The 18,722-nt window shown below is 70.2% G+C and carries 17 protein-coding genes; 9 read left to right on the forward strand and 8 right to left on the reverse strand.

The window, feature by feature from the left end; translation table 11 throughout:
* Positions 1–20 precede the first annotated feature (20 nt).
* Positions 21–1,829, forward strand: a complete 1,809-nt coding sequence (locus LG391_RS21580; RefSeq protein ID WP_225770101.1) for an ABC transporter ATP-binding protein — start codon at positions 21–23, stop codon at positions 1,827–1,829.
* Positions 1,830–1,837: 8 nt separating this feature from the next.
* Positions 1,838–1,999, forward strand: a complete 162-nt coding sequence (locus LG391_RS21585; RefSeq protein WP_225770102.1) for a hypothetical protein — start codon at positions 1,838–1,840, stop codon at positions 1,997–1,999.
* A 1-nt stretch (position 2,000) separates the two neighbouring features.
* Here the strand turns inward: LG391_RS21585 and LG391_RS21590 are convergent, their stop codons facing one another.
* Together LG391_RS21590 and LG391_RS21595 are read right to left on the reverse strand one after the other, a co-directional pair.
* The gene (locus LG391_RS21590; protein ID WP_225770103.1) at positions 2,001–3,098 is read right to left on the reverse strand and encodes an alkene reductase; all 1,098 of its coding nucleotides are present in this window, start codon (positions 3,096–3,098) and stop codon (positions 2,001–2,003) included.
* Positions 3,099–3,180: 82 nt separating this feature from the next.
* A complete protein-coding gene (locus tag LG391_RS21595; protein WP_225770104.1) occupies positions 3,181–3,753 on the reverse strand; it encodes a TetR/AcrR family transcriptional regulator in 573 nt (190 codons plus the stop codon).
* Between the two features lie 116 nt (positions 3,754–3,869).
* On the opposite strand from LG391_RS21595, the gene LG391_RS21600 reads away from it, so the two are divergent.
* Positions 3,870–4,250, forward strand: a complete 381-nt coding sequence (locus LG391_RS21600; protein ID WP_225770105.1) for an Hpt domain-containing protein — start codon at positions 3,870–3,872, stop codon at positions 4,248–4,250.
* Here the strand turns inward: LG391_RS21600 and LG391_RS21605 are convergent.
* A complete protein-coding gene (locus tag LG391_RS21605; RefSeq protein WP_225770106.1) occupies positions 4,189–5,022 on the reverse strand; it encodes a phosphate/phosphite/phosphonate ABC transporter substrate-binding protein in 834 nt (277 codons plus the stop codon). The genes LG391_RS21600 and LG391_RS21605 overlap by 62 nt on opposite strands.
* Entirely contained in the window at positions 5,019–5,930 is a 912-nt protein-coding gene (locus LG391_RS21610) for a fatty acid desaturase (protein WP_225770107.1), read from the reverse strand. Before LG391_RS21610 ends, LG391_RS21605 begins: the two co-directional genes overlap by 4 nt.
* A gap of 137 nt (positions 5,931–6,067) precedes the next feature.
* Between LG391_RS21610 and LG391_RS21615 the strand changes: the two genes are divergently transcribed.
* The 3 genes from LG391_RS21615 (at position 6,068) to LG391_RS21625 (ending at position 8,743) form a co-directional block, all read left to right on the forward strand.
* Entirely contained in the window at positions 6,068–6,922 is an 855-nt protein-coding gene (locus tag LG391_RS21615; RefSeq protein ID WP_225770108.1) for a helix-turn-helix domain-containing protein, read from the forward strand.
* A gap of 119 nt (positions 6,923–7,041) precedes the next feature.
* Positions 7,042–8,250 carry an MFS transporter gene (locus tag LG391_RS21620; RefSeq protein ID WP_225770109.1) on the forward strand — a complete coding sequence of 403 codons (1,209 nt, stop codon included), beginning with the start codon at positions 7,042–7,044 and terminating at the stop codon, positions 8,248–8,250.
* Between the two features lie 28 nt (positions 8,251–8,278).
* A complete protein-coding gene (locus tag LG391_RS21625; RefSeq protein ID WP_225770110.1) occupies positions 8,279–8,743 on the forward strand; it encodes an ASCH domain-containing protein in 465 nt (154 codons plus the stop codon).
* Here LG391_RS21625 and LG391_RS21630 read toward each other — a convergent pair.
* Positions 8,740–10,164, reverse strand: coding sequence for a sigma-54 dependent transcriptional regulator (locus LG391_RS21630; protein ID WP_225770111.1), 1,425 nt, complete (start codon positions 10,162–10,164; stop codon positions 8,740–8,742). The two genes, LG391_RS21625 and LG391_RS21630, sit on opposite strands and share 4 nt — an antisense overlap.
* Positions 10,165–10,290: 126 nt before the next feature.
* On the opposite strand from LG391_RS21630, the gene LG391_RS21635 reads away from it, so the two are divergent.
* The 3 genes from LG391_RS21635 (at position 10,291) to LG391_RS21645 (ending at position 14,832) form a co-directional block, all read left to right on the forward strand.
* Positions 10,291–11,736, forward strand: coding sequence for an aldehyde dehydrogenase family protein (locus LG391_RS21635; protein WP_225770112.1), 1,446 nt, complete (start codon positions 10,291–10,293; stop codon positions 11,734–11,736).
* Positions 11,737–12,055: 319 nt separating this feature from the next.
* Positions 12,056–12,808 (forward strand): glucose 1-dehydrogenase, encoded by a 753-nt coding sequence (locus LG391_RS21640; protein ID WP_225770113.1) that lies wholly within the window; start codon positions 12,056–12,058, stop codon positions 12,806–12,808.
* 137 nt (positions 12,809–12,945) lie between these two features.
* Complete coding sequence (locus LG391_RS21645; RefSeq protein WP_225770114.1) at positions 12,946–14,832, forward strand: potassium transporter Kup; 1,887 nt, start codon at positions 12,946–12,948, stop codon at positions 14,830–14,832.
* A gap of 151 nt (positions 14,833–14,983) precedes the next feature.
* On the opposite strand, the gene LG391_RS21650 is transcribed toward LG391_RS21645, so the two are convergent.
* The 3 genes from LG391_RS21650 to LG391_RS21660 form a co-directional block, all read right to left on the reverse strand.
* Positions 14,984–16,738 carry a TRAP transporter large permease subunit gene (locus LG391_RS21650; RefSeq protein WP_225770115.1) on the reverse strand — a complete coding sequence of 585 codons (1,755 nt, stop codon included), beginning with the start codon at positions 16,736–16,738 and terminating at the stop codon, positions 14,984–14,986.
* Positions 16,735–17,403: a TRAP transporter small permease subunit gene (locus LG391_RS21655; protein ID WP_225770116.1), complete on the reverse strand. Its 669-nt coding sequence runs from the start codon at positions 17,401–17,403 to the stop codon at positions 16,735–16,737. Before LG391_RS21655 ends, LG391_RS21650 begins: the two co-directional genes overlap by 4 nt.
* Before the next feature lie 82 nt (positions 17,404–17,485).
* The gene (locus LG391_RS21660) at positions 17,486–18,646 is read right to left on the reverse strand and encodes a TRAP transporter substrate-binding protein (RefSeq protein ID WP_225770117.1); all 1,161 of its coding nucleotides are present in this window, start codon (positions 18,644–18,646) and stop codon (positions 17,486–17,488) included.
* Positions 18,647–18,722: the final 76 nt, after the last annotated feature.

An 18,722-nucleotide genomic window follows, 5' to 3' on the forward strand; every position in this document is an offset into this window, starting at 1 on the left:
GATACTGGATCCGGAAAACCTTGGCCAAGCACAAGGACAAGAAGCCGCAGCCGCGGCGGATGAGCGACCGCGAGATCGCCCAACGGCTGCTGCGCAACTATATCCGGCCGCATTGGCCGAAGGTGGCGCTGGCGCTGTTCTGCATGGCGCTGACCGCGGCCTCCACCGCCGCCTCGGCCTATGTGATGAAGCCGGTCATCGACGGCATCTTCACGGACAGGAACGCCGCCCTGCTGTGGCCGCTGGCCACTGCGGTGATGGTGATCTTCGTGGTCAAGGGCGTCGCCGGCTACTTTCAGGGCGTGATCCTGAACAATGTCGGCCGGCTGATCATCGCCGAGCTGCAGGTGCGGATGTTCCGCAACCGGGTGCGGGCCGACCTGGCCACGTTCCACGAGACCACCTCGGGCCGGATGGTCAGCCATTTCACCAACGACGTGCAGTCGATGTACGGCGCGGTGGCCACCGGCATAACCGGCTTCGGCCGCGACCTGCTGTCGCTGGTCGCGCTGATCGTGGTGATGTTCTACACCGATGTCGAGCTGGCCGCGGTCACCTTCGTGATCTTCCCGCTGACCGTGATCCCGGTGCTGCAGATCGGCAAGCGCATCCGCAAGATCACCGGCAAGACCTTCACCCAGTACGGCTCGCTGAACAACCATCTCGGCCAGGTCTTCCAGGGCATCCGCCACGTCAAGGCCTACAACGCCGAGGAACGCGAGACCGGCCGCGCCGCCAAGATCATCAACGAGGTGTCGCGGCTGCGGCAGAAGGCGATGCGGGTCAGCTCGGCCACCAACCCGATCCTGGAGATCCTGTCGGGCGTGGCCATCGTCATCGTCATCCTCTACGGCGGCAACGAGGTCATCACCGGATCGCGCACCACCGGCTCCTTCTTCGCCTTCATCGCCGCCCTGCTGATGGTGTACGAGCCGCTGAAGCGCCTGGCGAACCTGCACAACACCCTGTCCTCCGGCTTCGCCGCGGCCGAGCGGGTGTTCGAGACGATCGACGCGGTGCCGACGATCCGCGACGCGCCGGACGCGATGGCGCTGACCCGGTGCCAGGGCCGCATCACCCTGGCCGATGTGCATTTCGCCTACAGCCCGAAGATCCCGGCGCTGCGCGGCGTCACGATCGAGGTGCCGGCCGGCAGGACGGCGGCGCTGGTCGGACCGTCCGGCGCCGGCAAGTCGACCATCCTGAACCTGATCCCGCGCTTCTACGACGCGACCCAGGGCACGGTCGCGATCGACGGCCACGATGTCCGCAGCCTGACCCTGCATTCGCTGCGCGACCACATGGCGCTGGTCAGCCAGGAAGTGACCCTGTTCGACGACACGGTCCGCGCCAACATCGCCTATTCCCGCCCCTCGGCGACCCAGGAGGAGGTCGAGGCCGCGGCCAAGGCGGCGGCGGCGCACGACTTCATCCAGCGCCTGCCCAAAGGCTACGACACCATGGTCGGAGAGCAGGGGGTGAAGCTGTCGGGCGGGCAGCGCCAGCGCCTGTCGATCGCCCGCGCGATGCTGAAGAACGCGCCGATCCTGCTGCTGGACGAGGCGACTTCGGCGCTCGACACCGAGAGCGAGCGGCAGGTGCAGGCGGCGCTAACCCAGCTGATGGCCGGGCGCACCACGCTGATGATCGCGCACCGCCTGTCGACCGTGCGCAACGCCGATCTGATCTACGTGCTGGACCATGGCCGCGTGGCCGAGGTCGGCAGCCATGCGGAGCTGATCGCGAGCGGCGGCCTGTATGCCCGGCTGTGGGCGATGCAGACCGCCGATGACGAGGATCTGGCCGCGATGGCGGCTGAGCCGATGTGAGGGGACCGATGGACGAGACCGAAACGCTGCGGCAGCGCCTGCGCGGGATGCGCTGGTTCGCCGTCTGGGCGCTGATCTTCGGCCTCGGCATCGGCTTCTACGCCGGCTTCACCCTCGGCGTCGACACCGCCCGCGACGCCGCCGCGGTGGCGGCGCCGAAGGCGGGTTAGCTCAGGCCGCCGCCTTTTCCAGCGTCGGATAATCGGTGTAGCCGCGGGCGTCGCCGCCGTAGAAGGTCGCCTGGTCCGGCGTGTTCAGCGGCGCGTCGCGGCGCAGCCGTTCGACCAGGTCCGGATTGGCGATGAACAGCTTGCCGAAGGCGATGAGATCGGCGCGGCCGTTCTCCACCGCCTCGATCGCCAGGCCGCGGTCGTAGCCGTTGTTGGCGATATAGCTGCCGCGGAACAGCCGGCGCAGGGCCTGGAGGTCGGCGCCGGGCGGCAGCTCGCGGGTGCCGCCGGTCTGGCCCTCGACCAGGTGCAGGAAGCCGAGGCCGAGCCCGCTCAGCCCCTCGATGGCGTGGCCGAAGGTCGCCATCGGGTCGCTGTCGGCGATGTCGCCGAAATGGGAGAAGGGCGACAGCCGCACGCCGACCCGGCCGGGCGTCCAGACCTCGGCCACCGCCTCCGCCACCTCGAGCAGCAGCCGGGCGCGGTTGGCGGCCGGGCCGCCATAGGCGTCGGTCCGCTTGTTGGTGCCGTCGGCCAGGAACTGGTGCAGCAGGTAGCCGTTGGCGGCGTGGATCTCGACCGCGTCGAAGCCGGCTTCCCGGGCATTGCGCGCCGCCTGGGCGTAGTCGCGGACGATGCGCGGCAGCTCTTCCGTCTCCAGCGCCCGCGGCGCCGAGGCCGGGACGAAGCCCTCGCCGTCATAGACCCGGGTCTCGGCCGCGATCGCGGACGGCCCGACCGGCGCCGCGCCGCCCGGCTGCAGCACGGTGTGCGAGATCCGGCCGACATGCCAGAGCTGCGCCGCGATCCGGCCGCCGGCCTTGTGCACGGCATCGGTCACCAGCCGCCAGCCGGCCACCTGCTCCGGGCTGTGGATGCCCGGGGTCCACGCATAGCCCTTGCCCTCCGGCGAGATCTGGGTGCCTTCGGAGATCAGCAGGCCGGCCGTGGCGCGCTGGGCGTAGTATTCGGCGTTCAGCGCGTGCGGCACGTCGCCGTCAGGGTTCGCCCGGTTGCGCGTCAGCGGCGCCATCACGATCCGGTTCGGCAGCTCCAGGTCGCCGATCCGGGTCGGCGTGAACAGCTTCGGGACAGTCATCATTCTCTCCGGTTGGATGCTCGCTTCAGGACCATTCGGTCCAAAATTGAGCTTAGGAACACGGCAACAGGTTCGGCCGGCCTCAGCGCATCAGCGGCTCCGCGGCGGCCAGGAGGTCGTCGATCGCGGCGGGCGCTGTGCCCGCCTTGTGCATCACTGAGGCGCCGACCGCGATGGCCAGAAGGCCGCGCGCCCGGGCCGCCTCTTTCGCCGCTTCAGTGCCGGAACGGCGGGCCAGCAGCCCGGCCAGCAGCGTCTCCAGCCGCTCCAGATGGCGGCGGCCCAGCGTCTCGACCTCGGGGTCATGCGGCGCCAGCTCGACCGTGCAATTGATCAGGAAGCATCCGTCGCGGGTGCCGCCGCCATTGGCGATGGCGGCGACCGCGAGGCGCAGGGCGCGGCCGGGGTCCGGCTCGGCCGCGACCCGCCTCTCCAACTCGGCGAAGCGCTGGTCGCCGTAGCGCCGGATCGCCGCCACCAGCGTGTCGCGCTTGGAGCCGAAGCAGCCGTAGAAGCTGCTGCGGCTGAGATCCATCGCCCGCGTCAGGTCGTCCAGCGACGTCGCCTCGTAGCCCTTGTGCCAGAACAGGGCCATCGCCGCGTCGAGCGCGGTGTCCTTGTCGAATTCGCGGGGACGGCCGGGATGGGAAACCATGGCCGAGATATGGACCGCCCGTTCCGGAATGCAAGTCGCTGCCGCGTCGCTTCGCGCCCTCGCCTGGAACTTGGGGTCGTGCGACGCGATATGAGAGAGGGGTGGTGGAGGCACGGATGAGCGGTCCGCGATACCTGTTCGACCCGGCAGCACTGGAGCGCAACCTGTCCGGGTTCGACGACGCCGCCCGCCGGGCGATGGTCGACGACCTGATCGAGGAGCTGCGCGAACGCGCCGATGCGATCGCCGCCGCAGCCGGCGCCGGCGACCGCGAGGCCCTGGCGCTGGAGGCCTACGCCCTGCGCTCCTGCGCCGCGATCTGCGGCGCCCGGGCCTTGATCGACCTGGCCGAGTCGCTCGGCGACAAGGGCGGGAACCGGCCCGGCCGCCCCCAGGAGTTGGCCAAGGTCGCCAGGGCCCGGGTGGGCGAGACCGTCAGGGCGCTGGAGCTGTGGCGGAGCGGCGAGACGGAGCGGAGACAGGAGGAGGAGTGCTAGCGGGCTGGGCCGGGATCGCGTCGTAATCGGCCTCGCCGAGGACCTCGACGCCCTCGATCAGCAGCGCCGCGCGGGCCTCGGCCAGGGCCGGGTCGGCCAGGGCGCCGCTCAGGGCCGACCGCAGCGCCTCGACCGTTGCCTCCGCCGCATCCCGGCGGGTCACGAAAGGCAGGCCCGGCGCCGGCGCGGTCCGGCCGATCACCCGCAGCCCGGCCGTCGCGGCGGGGCGGTGCCGCTGCAGCAGCGCGTAGGTGACGCAGTCGATCGCGGCGATATCGGCCTCTCCCGCCGCCACCGCGGCCATGCTGTCGGCATGGGCGCCGGTGATCAGCGCGGCGCGGAAGAATCGCGGCTCCGGCAGCGCCGCAGCCAGGGCCACCCAGCCGGACAGGCTGCCCCACTCGTTGACGGCGCAGACGGCATCGCGGAAATCGGCCAGGCTTTCCCCCGGCCCATCCGCGCGCACCACCAGCAGGCTGCAATAACGCGGGCCGTCGCAGCCCGCGGCGGCGTAGCGGGGCGTCGCCACCAGCCGCAGCCGGTCTCGGTAGGTCCGGACATAGGGGTTGCCGCAGGTCTGGCTGAGCAGCAGCGCCGGGTCGGTCCAGAGATCGGGCAGGCTGGAGCTGTGGTCGAGGACCGGCGCCGCCGCGACGCCCGCGGCCGACAGGCGCGCGGCGACCGCGGACCACAGCGCATCGGTGGCCCACCGCACTTCGGGCAGGTCGTACATCGGAAGGCTGGCGGTGCCCGGCACCGCGGCGGCCGTCACTTGACGCGCCGTTCGGTGTCGAAATCGGGATGCACCGGCGCGTCGACCGGCCGCAGCAGGAAGCGCCGCACGATCTCGCCATAGCCGTGATAGAGCCCGGCGCCGCGCGCGGCGACGGCGGCGGAATCATTGGCGGCGGCGAAGCGCGGCAGCCGGTACCAGGCGAGGCCCGGCCGAGCGTGATGCGCCACGTGCAGGTTGTTGTTCAGGAACAGGAGCGAGAAGAACGGCCCGGACGCCACCACGGCGGTGCGCAGCCCTTCCGGCCCGGCGCGATGCTCGGCGAAGGACCGCAGCAGCGACAGCGAGGTGCCGGCGTAGCAGGTGACGACATAGAGGATCGGCGAGACGCCGAACCCGACGGTGACCACGGCCAGCACGGCGGCGGCCCCGGCCAGATGCGTCGCCCAGACGATGCGCGCCCTGCGGTCGTGCCGCAGCGCCGGCAGCTCTTCCGCCCACAGCCCGTACCAGGCCAGGGCCGGTCCGATCAGGAAGCGGCCCAGCAGCGTGCGGTTGAAGCGCAGCACCGCCCGCCCGGCCGGGCTCAGCGCCGACCATCGGTCGCCGGTGATGTAATAGCTCTCGGGGTCCTCGACCGGCGAGGTCAGGTGGGCGTCGCGATGATGGCGCAGATGCAGGTCGCGATAGCTGGCATAGGGCAGCCACAGCGACAGGGGCGGCCAGCCGACCGCCGTGTTGATCCGGCGCGACCGGGTCGGATGGCCGTGGATCGTCTCGTGCTGCAGCGACCCGTGCCAGGCCAGCAGCACCGCGCCGGCCGCGACGAAGAGCGGCGCCGGGATCGCCGCATGGAACCACAGTAGCGCCGCCCAGCCGCCATAGACCGCGGCGGCCACCGCCCAGGTCGGTCCTTCGAAATTCGCTCGCTTCGTCGTCTCGGCCATAGACCCGTCCTCTCCGGATCCAGGCTGTCGCGAATCGGTCATGTCGGACAATGCGATAATGCGCACAAAGCGATGCGATTGGTGTACTTTCATCCAGACCGTTGTGAATCCGCACAACTTGCTTCGGAAACTCCGCAATGGCGCAGTCCCGCCACGAGATGATCGAGACCTTCCGCGCCCGGCTGGAGGAGATCATCGCCGCCTCCGGCCAGAGCCGCAGCGCCTTCGCCGCCGCGGCCGGGATGGACCGGTCGACCCTGTCGCAGATCCTGTCGCCGGCGAATGACCGGCTGCCGCGGGCCGAGACCCTGGCGGCGATCGCGGCCTCCCGCCAGGTCAGCATCGACTGGCTGCTGGGGCTGAGCCAGCGCGGGCCCCTCTCCGCCGACATCCTGCCAGAGCGGATGGCGATCGAGCGCGACGCGCAATGGACCGACGACGAGCGGCTGATCGCCTGGCACCGGGAGGCGATCGGCTACAAGATCCGCCACGTCCCGACCACCCTGCCCGACATCCTCAAGAACCGCGACGTGATCCGGCACGAGCTGGAGCATTTCGCCGGGGCGGGGCCGGAGCAGCGGATCGAGACCGCGGCCGCCCGCCTGGCCTATCAGCGCCGGCCGGAGACCGACATGGAGGTCTGCAACTCGATCCAGGCGATCGAGGGCTTCGCCCGCGGCGAGGGCATCTGGCACGACCTCGACAGCTCGGTCCGGGCCCGTCAGCTGGACCACATGATCGCGCTGGTGGAGGAGCTGTACCCGACCTTCCGCTGGTTCTTCTACGACGGCCGCCAGCATTATTCGGTGCCGGTGACGGTGTTCGGGCCGCTGCGGGCGGTGCTCTATCTCGGCGGCATGTACTTCCTGTTCAACTCGACCGAGCACATCCGCGCCCTGTCGGAGCATTTCGACAGCCTGATCCGCGGCGCCATCGTCCAGCCGCCCGACGTCCCCAAGCTGCTGCGCCGGCTGCGGGCGCGGCTGGGGTAGCGCCGGCCGCGGCAGCCGCGCCGAAGCCTCAACGCTGCCATGTCGGACTTTTGTGCGCTGCAGCGGCGCCCTATATTCGATCCTCTTCTGACCGATTCCGCTGCCGAAGAGGCGTCGCCATGGGCGAGCGCGCGCATCCTGCCGTCCCGGCGATCACGCCGGCGATGATGTTCCTGATGGCCGTCGCCTGCGGCGCCATCGTCGCCAACCTGTACTACGCCCAACCGCTGATCGCGCTGATCGCGCCCTCGGTCGGGCTCGGCGCCGTGGCCGCCAGCCTGGTCGTCACCCTGACCCAGATCGGCTACGGCGTCGGGCTGATCCTGCTGGTGCCGCTGGCCGACATGGTCGAGAACCGGCGCCTCGTCGTGCTGACCCTGTCGGGCACGGTGGTCGCGCTGCTGGTCGCCGCCCTGGCGCCGACCGCCGGCGTCTTCCTGTTCGCGGCGCTGCTGATCGGCCTCAGCTCGGTGGCGGCGCAGATCCTGATCCCGATGGCGGCGCATATGGCGCCCGACGCGATCCGCGGCCGGGTGGTCGGCAACATCATGAGCGGCCTGCTGCTGGGCATCCTGCTGGCCCGGCCCTTCGCCAGCGTGGTGGCCGAGCTGTTCGGCTGGCGCGCCATCTTTTTCCTCTCCACCCTCCTGATGGCCGGCCTGCTGGCGGTGCTGGCCTGGCGCCTGCCGCAGTACCGGCCGGCCCCGGGCCCCAGCTACGGCCAGGTGCTGCGCTCGCTCGCCACCCTGTTCCGCCGCACGCCGATCCTGCAGCGCCGTGCCGCCTACCAGGCCGCGCTGTTCGCCGGGTTCAGCCTGTTCTGGACCGCGGTGCCGCTGGAGCTGGCCAGCCCGCGCTTCGGCTACAGCCAGGCCGGCATCGCCGTCTTCGCCCTGGTCGGCGCCGCCGGCGCCCTGGCTGCGCCCCTGGCCGGACGCATCGCCGACCGCGGCTGGACCCGGCCGGCCACCTTCGGCGCCCTGGCCTCGGTCGCCGCCGCCTTCGCCATGGCCTGGGCCGGCGGCGCCGCCGGATCGGTGGTGCTGCTGGCCGCCGCCGGCATCCTCCTGGACTTCGGGGTGCAGGCCAACATGGTGCTGGGCCAGCGCGCCATCTATGCCCTGGCGCCGGAGGCGCGCGGCCGGATGAACGGCCTCTATGTCGCCAGCGCCTTCGCCGGCGGCGCCGTCGGCTCCGCCATCGCCAGCGGCACGTTCAGCGCCGGCGGCTGGTCGCTGGTCAGCTGGGTCGGCCTCGCCTTCCCCGCCGCGGCGCTGCTGCTGTATACGACCGAGTTGTTCTGCCGGCCGGTGCCGCGCCGCGCCTGACGGCCGGCCCGCACGAGGGGAGCCGACCGTGAGCGACATCGCCGAGGCCTGGTGGCAGGATCTTCGCCGCACGCGGCCGGATCTCGGCCTGCCCGACCGCTACGACCTCTGGCATTTCGGCGACAGCGAGGAACTGGCGCGGGAGCTGCTGGACCTGGTGCTGGCCGGCACCAAGACCGCGACCGCCGGGCTGGTCTGGGGCGCCGACGAGGCCGGCACGCCGAAGCCGGGCGGCTACAGCCTGATCACCGATTTCGCCGGCATGCCGCATTGCGTGCTGCAGACGGTGGAGGTGCGCGTGCTGCCCTTCGACCAGGTCGACGCCGCCTTCGCTTACGACGAGGGCGAGGGCGACCGCTCACTGGACTTCTGGCGTGACGCGCATTGGCGCTATTTCGGCCGCCGCTGCGCCGAGATCGGCCGCGAGCCGGCGGTCGACATGCCGGTGTTCTGCGAACGCTTCCGCCTGGTCTATCCGGAGCCCCGGGGCTAGCCGCGGCCCTCGGCCTCCCAGTTCAGCCGCTTGCGGTAGATCGTCGAGGCGCTGATCCCGAGCAGCGCCGCGGCGCGCGGCACATGGCCGTCGCAGGCCGCGATCGCGCCCTCGATCGCCTCCTTCTCGATCATCCACAGCGGCCGGATCGGCGCCTCCCTGCCGTTCGCAGCGCCGGGCGGCGGCTCGGCCGCCGGGCGGCTGGGCTCGGCCGCCGGGATCAGCGTGCGCACCGGCGGCGGCAGCATCGCCCGCGTCACCAGCGGCCCGTCATGCAGCACGACGATGTTGCGGATCACGTTCTGCAACTGCCGGACATTGCCGGGCCAGGCATAGCGCTGCAGGTCCTCCGCCACCTCCAGGTCGAAATCGCTGAAGCTCTTGCCCTCCTCCGCCGCGTAGTCGCGCAGGAACTGGCGCGCGATCAGCAGCACGTCGTCCTCACGCTCGCGCAGCGGCGGCAGCGTCACCGGGATCACCAGCAGCCGGTAGTACAGGTCCTCGCGGAACCGGCCCTGGCGCACCTCCTCGGCCGGGTCGCGGTTGGTGGCGCAGACGATGCGCAGATCGACCTTGCGTTCACGGCTGCCGCCGACCGGCAGCACCACCCCGGTCTGCAGGAAGCGCAGCAGCTTGGTCTGCAGCTCCGGCGCCAGCTCGCAGATCTCGTCCAGGAACAGCGTGCCGCCATGGGCGCGGACGGCGGCGCCGTCGCGGTCGGCGACCGCGCTGGTGAAGGCGCCCTTCACATGGCCGAAGATCTCCGATTCCATCAGGTCGCGCGGGATGGCGCCGCAGTTCAGCGCGATGAAGGGCTCGTCGCGCCGCGGGCTGCGGCGGTGCACCGCCTCGGCGCACAGCTCCTTGCCGGTGCCGCTCTCGCCGGTGATGAAGACGGTGGCCTTCGACGCCGCCGCCGAATCGATGATCCGGTACACCGCCTGCATCGCCAGCGATCGGCCGATGAAGCCGTAGTAGCGGTCGCGGCCGAGATCCTCGCGCCAGGCCTCGACCTCGCGCTGCAGCCGCATCCGCTCCAGCGTGTTGCGGACGGTCACGGTCAGCCGGTCGCCCGGGAAGGGCTTGACCAGGAAGTCGAAGGCGCCGAGCCGCATCGCCTCGACCGCGGTGTTGACCGAGCCATGGGCGGTGATCACGATCGGCGCCACCGGGATCTGCTGCTCGCGGATGTGCTGCAGGATCTCCATGCCGTTCATGTCCGGCAGGTTGAGGTCCAGCAGCACGGTCGCATAGCGCCCCTGCGCCAGCGCCGCGAGCGCGTCGGCCCCGGTCTCGGCATGATCAACGGTGACGCCGGCCTTGGACAGGGTCTCGATGTAGAGCCGGGCCAGCGCCGGCATATCCTCGACCAGGAGCACGGCCGCGGGATCGGCTATCGGCGTTTCGGCGAGGGGAGCCATGGCGATATCGTGGCCCATGAGCGCATCCATCTTCAACAATAGCTCGCAACAAGAATTCGTCTTAAACGCAACGACGTGCCGAGCCTGCCCCATCACGACGAACGGTCCGGAGACAGAAAGAGTATCATGATAGGTCCGAAAACGATTCTGATCGATGGAATTTGGAACGGCGCGGAGGATGGCCGCACCATTCCGGTGATCGACCCGTCCACCGGGGCCGGGTTCGACAGCCTGGCGCGAGGGGGCGCGGCCGAGATCGACGCCGCTGTGCGGGCCGCGCGCCGCGCCTTCGACGAGGGGCCCTGGGGCCGGATGCCGGCGGTCGAGCGCGGCCGCATCCTGACCCGGATCGGCCGGGCCATCGAGGCGGATTTCGAGACCCTGTGGCGGCTCGAGGCGGCCGATGCCGGCAAGCCGGTCAAGCAGGCCAAGGCCGACATCACCGCCTGCGCCCGCTATTTCGAGTTCTACGGCGGCGCCTGCGACAAGCACCACGGCACCAGCATCCCCTATCTCGACGGCTACACCGTGCTGACGGTGAAGGAGCCCTACGGCGTCACCGGGCACGTCATCCCGTGGAACTATCCGGCGCAGATCTTCGGCCGCACCATCGGCGGCGCCCTGGCCGCCGGCAACGCCTGCGTGCTGAAGCCGGCGGAGGACGCCTGCCTGACGCCGCTGCGCATCGCCCAACTGGCGCTGGAGGCCGGGCTGCCGCCGGGCGCGCTGAACGTCGTCACCGGCCTGGGCGCCGAGGCCGGCGCGGCGCTGGCGTCGCATCCCGGCATCGACCACATCAGCTTCACCGGGTCGCCCGCCACCGGCGCCGCGATCCAGGCCGCGGCGGCGCAGTTCAACCGGCCGGTGACGATGGAACTGGGCGGCAAGTCGCCGCAGCTGGTGTTCGACGACGCCGATGCCGAGGCCGCCCTGCCCTTCGTCACCGCCGCGATCGTGCAGAATGCCGGCCAGACCTGCTCCGCCGGCAGCCGCCTGCTGCTGCAGGACGGCATCGCCGACGAGTTCCTCTCGGCCCTGGGCGAGCGCTTCAGGGCGCTGGAGACCGGCCCCTGGGACCGCGACCCGGATTGCGGCCCGCTGATCAGCGCCCGGCAGCAGGAGCGGGTGCGCGGCCATCTCGACCGCGCCCGGGCCGACGGGCTGCCGGTGCTGGCCGAGGGGCGCCTGTCCCCGAACGCCCCGGCCGGCGGCTTCTACCAGGTGCCGACGCTGATCGGCGACGTGCCGCCCGGCCACCCGCTGGCGCAGGAGGAGGTGTTCGGTCCGGTGCTGGCGGTGCTGCGCTTCCGCGACGAGGAGGAGGCGATCCGCCTGGCCAACGGCACCGAGTTCGGCCTGGTCGCCGGGGTCTGGACCCGCGACGGCGCCCGGCAGCTGCGCTGCGCCCGCCGGGTCCGGGCCGGGCAGGTCTTCGTCAACAACTACGGCGCCGGCGGCGGCGTCGAGCTGCCCTTCGGCGGCATGAAGCGCTCCGGCTTCGGCCGCGAGAAAGCGATGGAGGGGCTGGATCATTTCAGCGTGACCAAGACCATCGCGATCAAGCACGGATAGCTTCAGCCGAGCACTATTCTGTCATCCTCGGGCTTGACCCGAGGATCCAGGGGCAGCCAGAGCAGCTCTTGGTGGCCTGGATTGCCGGGTCAAGCCCGGCAATGACAGGAAGGGGACTGGCACTCGGCGGCGAAGATCCGCGCCCGGCTCATACCTCCTCGGCGGACATTCGCCTGCTGCCCCGGCCGCCCTGCCCCTATAGTCCGGCCATTCGACGGTCCGGCACTTCACCGGAAGAGATGGCGGGCCGGGCGCCAGGCATCGATCGGCGCCCCTCCCGCGGCGCGACCACCACACGACCAGGACAGAGGGACAGGGCATGCGGCTCGAAGGCAAGGTGGCCATCGTCACCGGCGCGGCGTCGGGGTTCGGTAAGGGCATCGCCGAGCGCTTCGTGCGGGAAGGCGCCAGCGTGCTGGTCGCCGATCTGTCGGCCGAGGCCGGCGAGGCTGTGGCCGCGGCGCTGAACCAGGAGCGGCCGGGCGCCGCCCGCTTCGTCCGCACCGACGTGTCGCGCGATGCCGATACCGCGGTCGCCATCGCCACCGCGGTCGAGGCCTTCGGCGGGCTCGACATCGTCGTCAACAACGCCGGCTACACCCATCGCAACAAGCCGATGGCCGAGGTCACCGAGGACGAGTTCGACCGCATCTTCGCGGTCAATGTGAAGGCGATCTTCCTGTCGGTGCGGCACGCCGCGCCGCATCTCTCGGCCAAGGGCGGCTCGATCCTCAACATCGCCTCGACCGCGGGCATCCGGCCGCGGCCCGGCCTGACCTGGTACAATGCCTCCAAGGGCGCGGTGGTCACCGCCACCAAGTCGATGGCGGTCGAGCTGGCGCCGAAGATCCGGGTCAACTGCCTGTGCCCGGTGCTGGGCCAGACCGGCCTGACCTCGACCTTCCTCGGCGACGACACGCCGGAGCGGCGGGCCCAGTTCCTGGCGACCATCCCGCTCGGCCGCATGAGCACGCCCGAGGACATCGCCAACGCCGCCCTCTACCTGTCCTCCGACGAGGCCTCGATGGTCACCGGCGTGGCGCTGGAAATCGACGGCGGCCGCTGCATCTGAGAGGCCGGACGCAGCCGGGGCTTGCCTCGGCGCGTCGATCCCCGCACCCTCGGCGCTCAGGGCAGCGAGGGGGCATAGGCATGCATGCCAGCAACGGCCGGGTTGTCGACGATGCGCCATCCGACTAGGAAGGCGCGATGACGACCCTCGCTACCGACTCGCGCGACGGCCAATCGCTCGCCCCCAAGCTGCTCGGCGTCATTGGCGTCGTGTATGGCGACATCGGCACCAGCCCGCTCTACACCATCCGGGAATGCTTCACCCATCCCGGGGCGCCCGGCGTCTCCGAGGGGGCGGTGCTGGGGGTGCTGTCGCTGATCTTCTGGGCGACGACGCTGATCATCACGGTCAAGTACGTCTCCTTCGTGATGCGCGCCGACAACCGCGGCGAGGGCGGCGTTCTGGCCTTGACCGCGCTGGCCTTCCGGGCCCGCCGCGGGAAGAGATGGGGCCACTTCATCGTCCTGCTGGGCATCATCGGCGCGGCGCTGTTCTACGGCGACGGCGTGATCACCCCGGCGATCTCGGTGCTCAGCGCGGTGGAGGGGCTGGGGATCGCGACCCCGGTCTTCGACCCCTACATCCTGCCGCTGACCCTCGTCATCCTGACCCTGATCTTCATGGTCCAGGCGCATGGCACGGCCAAGGTCGGCTCGGCCTTCGGCCCGATCATGTGCCTGTGGTTCCTGGTCATCGGCCTGCTGGGTGCCGCCCAGATCGTGAACCGGCCGGACGTGCTGGCGGCGATCTGGCCGAACCACGCGGTCGAGCTGTTCTTCACCAGCCCCTGGGCGGCCATCGTCGTGCTCGGCTCGGTCGTGCTGGCCGTCACCGGCGGCGAGGCGCTCTACGCCGATATGGGCCATTTCGGCCGCGGCCCGATCCGCATCGCCTGGGTCAGCTTCGTCTGGCCGGCCCTGCTGCTGAACTATTTCGGCCAGGGCGCGCTCCTGATCGAGAACCCGGCGGCGATCGAATCGCCCTTCTACCTGCTGACCCCCTCCTGGGGCCTCTACCCGATGGTGATCCTGGCCACCATGGCGACGGTGATCGCCTCCCAGGCCGTGATCTCCGGCGCCTTCTCGGTCAGCCAGCAGGCGGCCCAGCTCGGCTACATGCCGCGGCTCGAGATCCGCCACACCTCGGCCGAGGAGAAGGGCCAGATCTACATCTCGCGGATCAACTGGTCGCTCTACGCCGCGGTCGTCATCCTGGTGGTCGGCTTCGGCTCCTCCAGCGCCCTGGCCGGGGCCTACGGCATCGCCGTCACCGGCACCATGGCGGTGACCAGCGTGCTGGCCTATCTGGTCGCCCGCCACCGCTGGGGCTGGAGCCGCTGGACCGCGCTGCCGCTGTTCGCGCTGTTCCTGGCCATCGACCTCGCCTTCTTCGGCGCCAACACCATCAAGATCCTGCATGGCGGCTGGTTCCCGCTGGTCCTGGCGGTGGCGCTGACGACGCTGATGTGGGTCTGGCGCAAGGGCCGCGAGATCCTGTACCGGCGGCGCTATCGCGACGCCATCCCGCTGGCCACCTTCGTCGACGGCAAGATGTACAAGCGGGCGCACCGCGTGCCCGGCACCGGCATCTTCATGACCGGCAATGTCGGCGTCGTGCCCTTCGCCCTGCTGCACAACCTGAAGCACAACAAGATCATCCACGAGCGCGTGGTGCTGCTGAAGGTCGAGACCACGGACGAGCCGCGGGTCGACGACGACCAGCGCATCGAGATCAAGGATCTCGGCGACGGCTTCTACACGGTGATCGTGCGCTACGGCTTCCAGCAGCAGCCGGACGTCCCGCGGGCGCTGGCCGCCTGCGCCGCCAAGGGCCTCGGCTTCAACATGGCCGACACGTCGTTCTTCATGAGCCGGGAGTATTTCGTGCCGTCGCCGCGGCCGGAGCTGCCGCCCTGGCAGGAGTGGCTGTTCATCCTGATGTCGAACAACGCGCTGAGCGCCACGGAGTTCTTCCGCATCCCGGCCAACCGGGCGGTGGAGCTGGGCTCGCATCTGGAGATCTGAGAGACCGTTCGGAAATGCTACTGGCGCGGCCGTCTGACGGCGGTTTCTCCGCTTCCGGTGCTCACGCACCTATGTGCGCTGCGCTCCGGTTCTCGAAACCACCGCCAGCCGACTCGCGCCAGCGCATTTCCGAACGGTCTCTCTGAGCCCCTCAATTCCCGTACAGGTACTCCGGCAGCCACAGCGTGATGCCGGGCCAGATGTACATCAGCACCATGCACAGGATCACCACCAGCATGTACGGCATCATGCCGGCGAAGATCTGGTTGATGGTGACGTGCGGCGGCGCCACGCCCTTCAGATAGAAGGCCGACATCGCCACCGGCGGCGACAGGAACGCCGCCTGCAGGTTGACGAAGACCAGCACGCCCCACAGCACCGGGTCGATGCTGAAATGCTTCAGCAGCGGCAGGAAGATCGGCACGAAGATGATGATGATCTCGGTCCATTCCAGCGGCCAGCCGAGCAGGAAGATGATCGCCTGCGACAGGATCATGAACTGGACCGGCGACAGGTCGAGCGACAGCACCCAGCGCTCGATCAGCGCCTGGCCGCCCAGGAGCGCGAAGACGGCGGAGAACAGGGCCGAGCCGACGAACAGCCAGCACACCATGGCGGTGGTCTTGGCGGTCAGGAACACCGCCTCCTTGGTCCGCTTCCAGTTCAGGGTGCGGGCCTGGAACGCCAGCAGGAAGGCGCCGGCGGCGCCGACCGCGGCGGATTCGGTGGCGGTGGTGATGCCGAACAGGATCACCGCCAGCACCACCACGGTGAGGATGGCGAGCGGCATGACCGACGAGGCCAGCAGCTTCAGCATCTCGAAGCGCTCGGCGGTCATGCGCCGGTAGTAGCGGAACAGCACCACCGCCGCGGCCGCGGCGACCAGGGCGAAGGCGACATGGAAGCCGGTGCCCACGCCCGCCGCCGCGCCGGTCGCCGGCGCCTCGGTGGCGACCGGCGCGCCCAGCTGCTCCAGCCCCTCCGGCACCGCCTCCGCCTCGGCCGATCCTTGCGGGTAGATCACCACGTACCACCAGACCGCCGCGAGGGTCAGCGCCGTCAGCGCCAGCGGCACCAGCGCGGTGCCGAAGTTGCCGGCCAGCCTGGCATAGGTGAGTCGGCCGGCGCCGGTGTCGAGCGCCGCCGCCCGGGACGGCGAGACCAGCGCCTTGGCCAGCCCGACCAGCATGTTGCGCGAATAGGCGTCCTGGAACGCCCGCATCCAGCCCGGCACCGGCACCTTCGTCTGCTCCTCCGGCAGCCGCGGCGCGACCTTCGGCTGCAGCAGCGCCCAGCCGACGATGTAGAGGAGGTACAGGAGGGCCAGGAAGAATCCCGGGAACATCGCCGCGGCGTAGAGCTTGACCACCGACTGCCCCGCCACCGCGGCATAGACGATGATCATCACCGAGGGCGGGATCAGGATGCCCAGCGTGCCGCCGGCGGTGATCACGCCGGAGGCGAGCCGGACGTCGTAGCCGGCGCGCAGCATCGGGTTCAGCGCGATCACCCCCATCAGCACCACCACGGCGCCGACCAGCCCGCTGGCGATGCCCCAGAAGGTGCAGACGATCAGGGTGGCGACGGCCAGCGAGGCCGGCACCCGGCGGGCCGAGAGCTGGATGCTGTAGAACATCTTGTCCACCAGCGCCCCGCGCTCCATCACATAGCCCATCAGCACGAACAGCGGGATCGAGACCAGCACGTCGTTGGTCATCGCCCCGTAGGTGCGCTGGACCATCAGGTCGAACACCCGGTTGTCCCACCACGGCTCGGCCGGATCGTAGAAGGCGTAGAAGCCGAAGAACATGCCGAGGCCCATCAGCGTGAAGGCCGTCGGAAAGCCCATCATGATCACGACCACGATGAGCCCCAGCATCGTGAGTCCGAGCGCCCCGTCGCTCATGTCTGCAGATCTCCCCCCGCCCCGCGCTGGCGCGCCGCCTCGTCGATCTTCTGCGCCCGCGCGATCGCGTCCCGCCGGGCCGCCTCGTCCACATGCTCGCTGTGGGCCAGCTGCTCCTCGACCACGTCGATCTCGGTGACGTCCCTGAGCCGGCTCGGCCATTCCCCGGTCCGCAGGCAGGCGATGCAGCGCAGGATCTCGGCCAGGCCCTGCAGCAGCACCAGCGCCCCGGCGATCGGGATCACCGCCTTGAAGTGGTAGATCGGCGGCCCTTCCGCGGTGACGGTCGAATGCTCGTCGATCCGCCAGGACAGCTCCGCATAGCTGTATCCGGCATAGACCAGGGCGGCGATGCCGGGCAGGAAGAACAGGATGTAGAGCACCAGGTCGAACGCCGCCTGGGTCCGCGGCCGCATCGACCCGTACAGGAAGTCGCCGCGGACATGGCCGTTCTGGGCCAGGGTGTAGGCGCCGGCCAGCATGAACAGGGTGCCGTAGAACATGTTGCTGGCGTCGAAGATCCAGGCCGTCGGCATGTTCAGCAGGTATCGCTTCACCACCTCGACGCAGATCAGGGCCATCAGCCCGATGATCAGCCACGCCGCGGCCTTGCCAACCCAGGTGCTGACGCCGTCGACCAGATGCAGGAATCGCTGGAGTCTCATGCGCTGCAGCCCGCTGCCGGAGGGTTCGGACGGGGCCACGGCGCCGCCGGACCAGCCCGACGGCGCCGGCTCCGCTGCGGGATCAGAGCTTGCTGGCGGCCGCGTTGGCTCCGAAATAATGGTCGAAGGCCAGGCGCCGGTTCACGACGGTGTCCTGCTCCCACCGCGTCGCCCGCTGGGCGAAGGCGATCTGCGATTGCAGGATCTCCTTGAACAGCGGGTTCTCCCCGGCCTTCTTCTTCACCACCTCGTCATAGACCTCGAGCTGCCGCTTCAGGATCGCCTCCGGCGTCTTGTAGAACTTGACGCCGTCCTTGCTCTGCAGCTCGCCGTAATCCTTCGAATAGCGGTCGATCGCCTTCCACTGCATGTCCTGCGATGCCGCCTCGGTCGCGTTGGCGATGATGGCTTTGATCTTGTCGGGCAGCGCGTCGTACTTGGCCTTGTTGAACAGGACCTCGAACTGCTCGGCATTCTGGTGGTAGCTCTGCAGCATGCAGATCTTCGACACGTCCGGGAAGCCGAGCACGCGGTCGGAGGAGGCGTTGTTGAACTCGGCGGCGTCGAGCAGCCCGCGGTCCAGCGCCGAGACGATCTCGCCGCCCGGCAATGCATTGACCGCGGCGCCGAGGGCGGTGAAGACGTCGATCGAGATGCCGACGGTGCGGAACTTCAGGCCCTGCAGGTCCTCGACCTTGGCGACCGGCTTCTTGAACCAGCCCAGCGGCTGGGTCGGCATCGGCCCGTAAGGGAAGGAGACGACATTGGCGCCGATCGAGGCGTAGAGCTTCTCCAGCAGCTCCTTGCCGCCGCCGTATTTGTGCCAGGCCAGCAGCGTGTTGGCGTCCATCGCGAAGCCGGGGCCGGATCCCCAGAGCGCCAGCGCCGTCTGCTTGCCGTAATGGTAGACCATCACGCCGTGGCCGCCGTCGAGCGTGCCCTGCGACACCGCGTCGAGCAGGCCGAAGGCGGGCACCACGGCGCCGGCCGGCAGCACCTCGATGGCCAGATCGCCGCCGGTCATGTCGTTGACCTTCTTGGCGAAGTCCTGGGCGAATTCGTGGAAGATGTCCTTCGACGGCCAGGTGCTCTGCCAGCGCATATGCACCGGCCCCTGGGCCCTGACGATGGCCGGCGCGGCGACGGTCGCCGCGGCGGCCACGGCCGCGCCGCCCAGGAACCGGCGGCGCGACCCTTTCGATGCCGCGACGGGCGGCGTGGAATCCCGGTCATGGATGGTCATGGAAGCCTCCCCCTGCTGGGCGCGCGGGACGCTTCGGCCGGCGTCCTTCGATGCGCAACAAAGTCACAGCTTGTCA

Source organism: Inquilinus sp. Marseille-Q2685 (assembly GCF_916619195.1).
Lineage (GTDB): Bacteria > Pseudomonadota > Alphaproteobacteria > DSM-16000 > Inquilinaceae > Inquilinus.

What these genes read in the sequence shown, in the direction of transcription:
- LG391_RS21585 (WP_225770102.1), top strand. Translation starts at nt 1,838, where the DNA reads ATGGACGAGACCGAAACGCTGCGGCAGCGCCTGCGCGGGATGCGCTGG.
- LG391_RS21590 (WP_225770103.1), bottom strand. Translation starts at nt 3,098, where the DNA reads ATGACTGTCCCGAAGCTGTTCACGCCGACCCGGATCGGCGACCTGGAG.
- LG391_RS21595 (WP_225770104.1), bottom strand. Translation starts at nt 3,753, where the DNA reads ATGGTTTCCCATCCCGGCCGTCCCCGCGAATTCGACAAGGACACCGCG.
- LG391_RS21600 (WP_225770105.1), top strand. Translation starts at nt 3,870, where the DNA reads ATGAGCGGTCCGCGATACCTGTTCGACCCGGCAGCACTGGAGCGCAAC.
- LG391_RS21610 (WP_225770107.1), bottom strand. Translation starts at nt 5,930, where the DNA reads ATGGCCGAGACGACGAAGCGAGCGAATTTCGAAGGACCGACCTGGGCG.
- LG391_RS21615 (WP_225770108.1), top strand. Translation starts at nt 6,068, where the DNA reads ATGGCGCAGTCCCGCCACGAGATGATCGAGACCTTCCGCGCCCGGCTG.
- LG391_RS21620 (WP_225770109.1), top strand. Translation starts at nt 7,042, where the DNA reads ATGGGCGAGCGCGCGCATCCTGCCGTCCCGGCGATCACGCCGGCGATG.
- LG391_RS21630 (WP_225770111.1), bottom strand. Translation starts at nt 10,164, where the DNA reads ATGGCTCCCCTCGCCGAAACGCCGATAGCCGATCCCGCGGCCGTGCTC.
- LG391_RS21635 (WP_225770112.1), top strand. Translation starts at nt 10,291, where the DNA reads ATGATAGGTCCGAAAACGATTCTGATCGATGGAATTTGGAACGGCGCG.
- LG391_RS21640 (WP_225770113.1), top strand. Translation starts at nt 12,056, where the DNA reads ATGCGGCTCGAAGGCAAGGTGGCCATCGTCACCGGCGCGGCGTCGGGG.
- LG391_RS21645 (WP_225770114.1), top strand. Translation starts at nt 12,946, where the DNA reads ATGACGACCCTCGCTACCGACTCGCGCGACGGCCAATCGCTCGCCCCC.
- LG391_RS21650 (WP_225770115.1), bottom strand. Translation starts at nt 16,738, where the DNA reads ATGAGCGACGGGGCGCTCGGACTCACGATGCTGGGGCTCATCGTGGTC.
- LG391_RS21655 (WP_225770116.1), bottom strand. Translation starts at nt 17,403, where the DNA reads ATGAGACTCCAGCGATTCCTGCATCTGGTCGACGGCGTCAGCACCTGG.
- LG391_RS21660 (WP_225770117.1), bottom strand. Translation starts at nt 18,646, where the DNA reads ATGACCATCCATGACCGGGATTCCACGCCGCCCGTCGCGGCATCGAAA.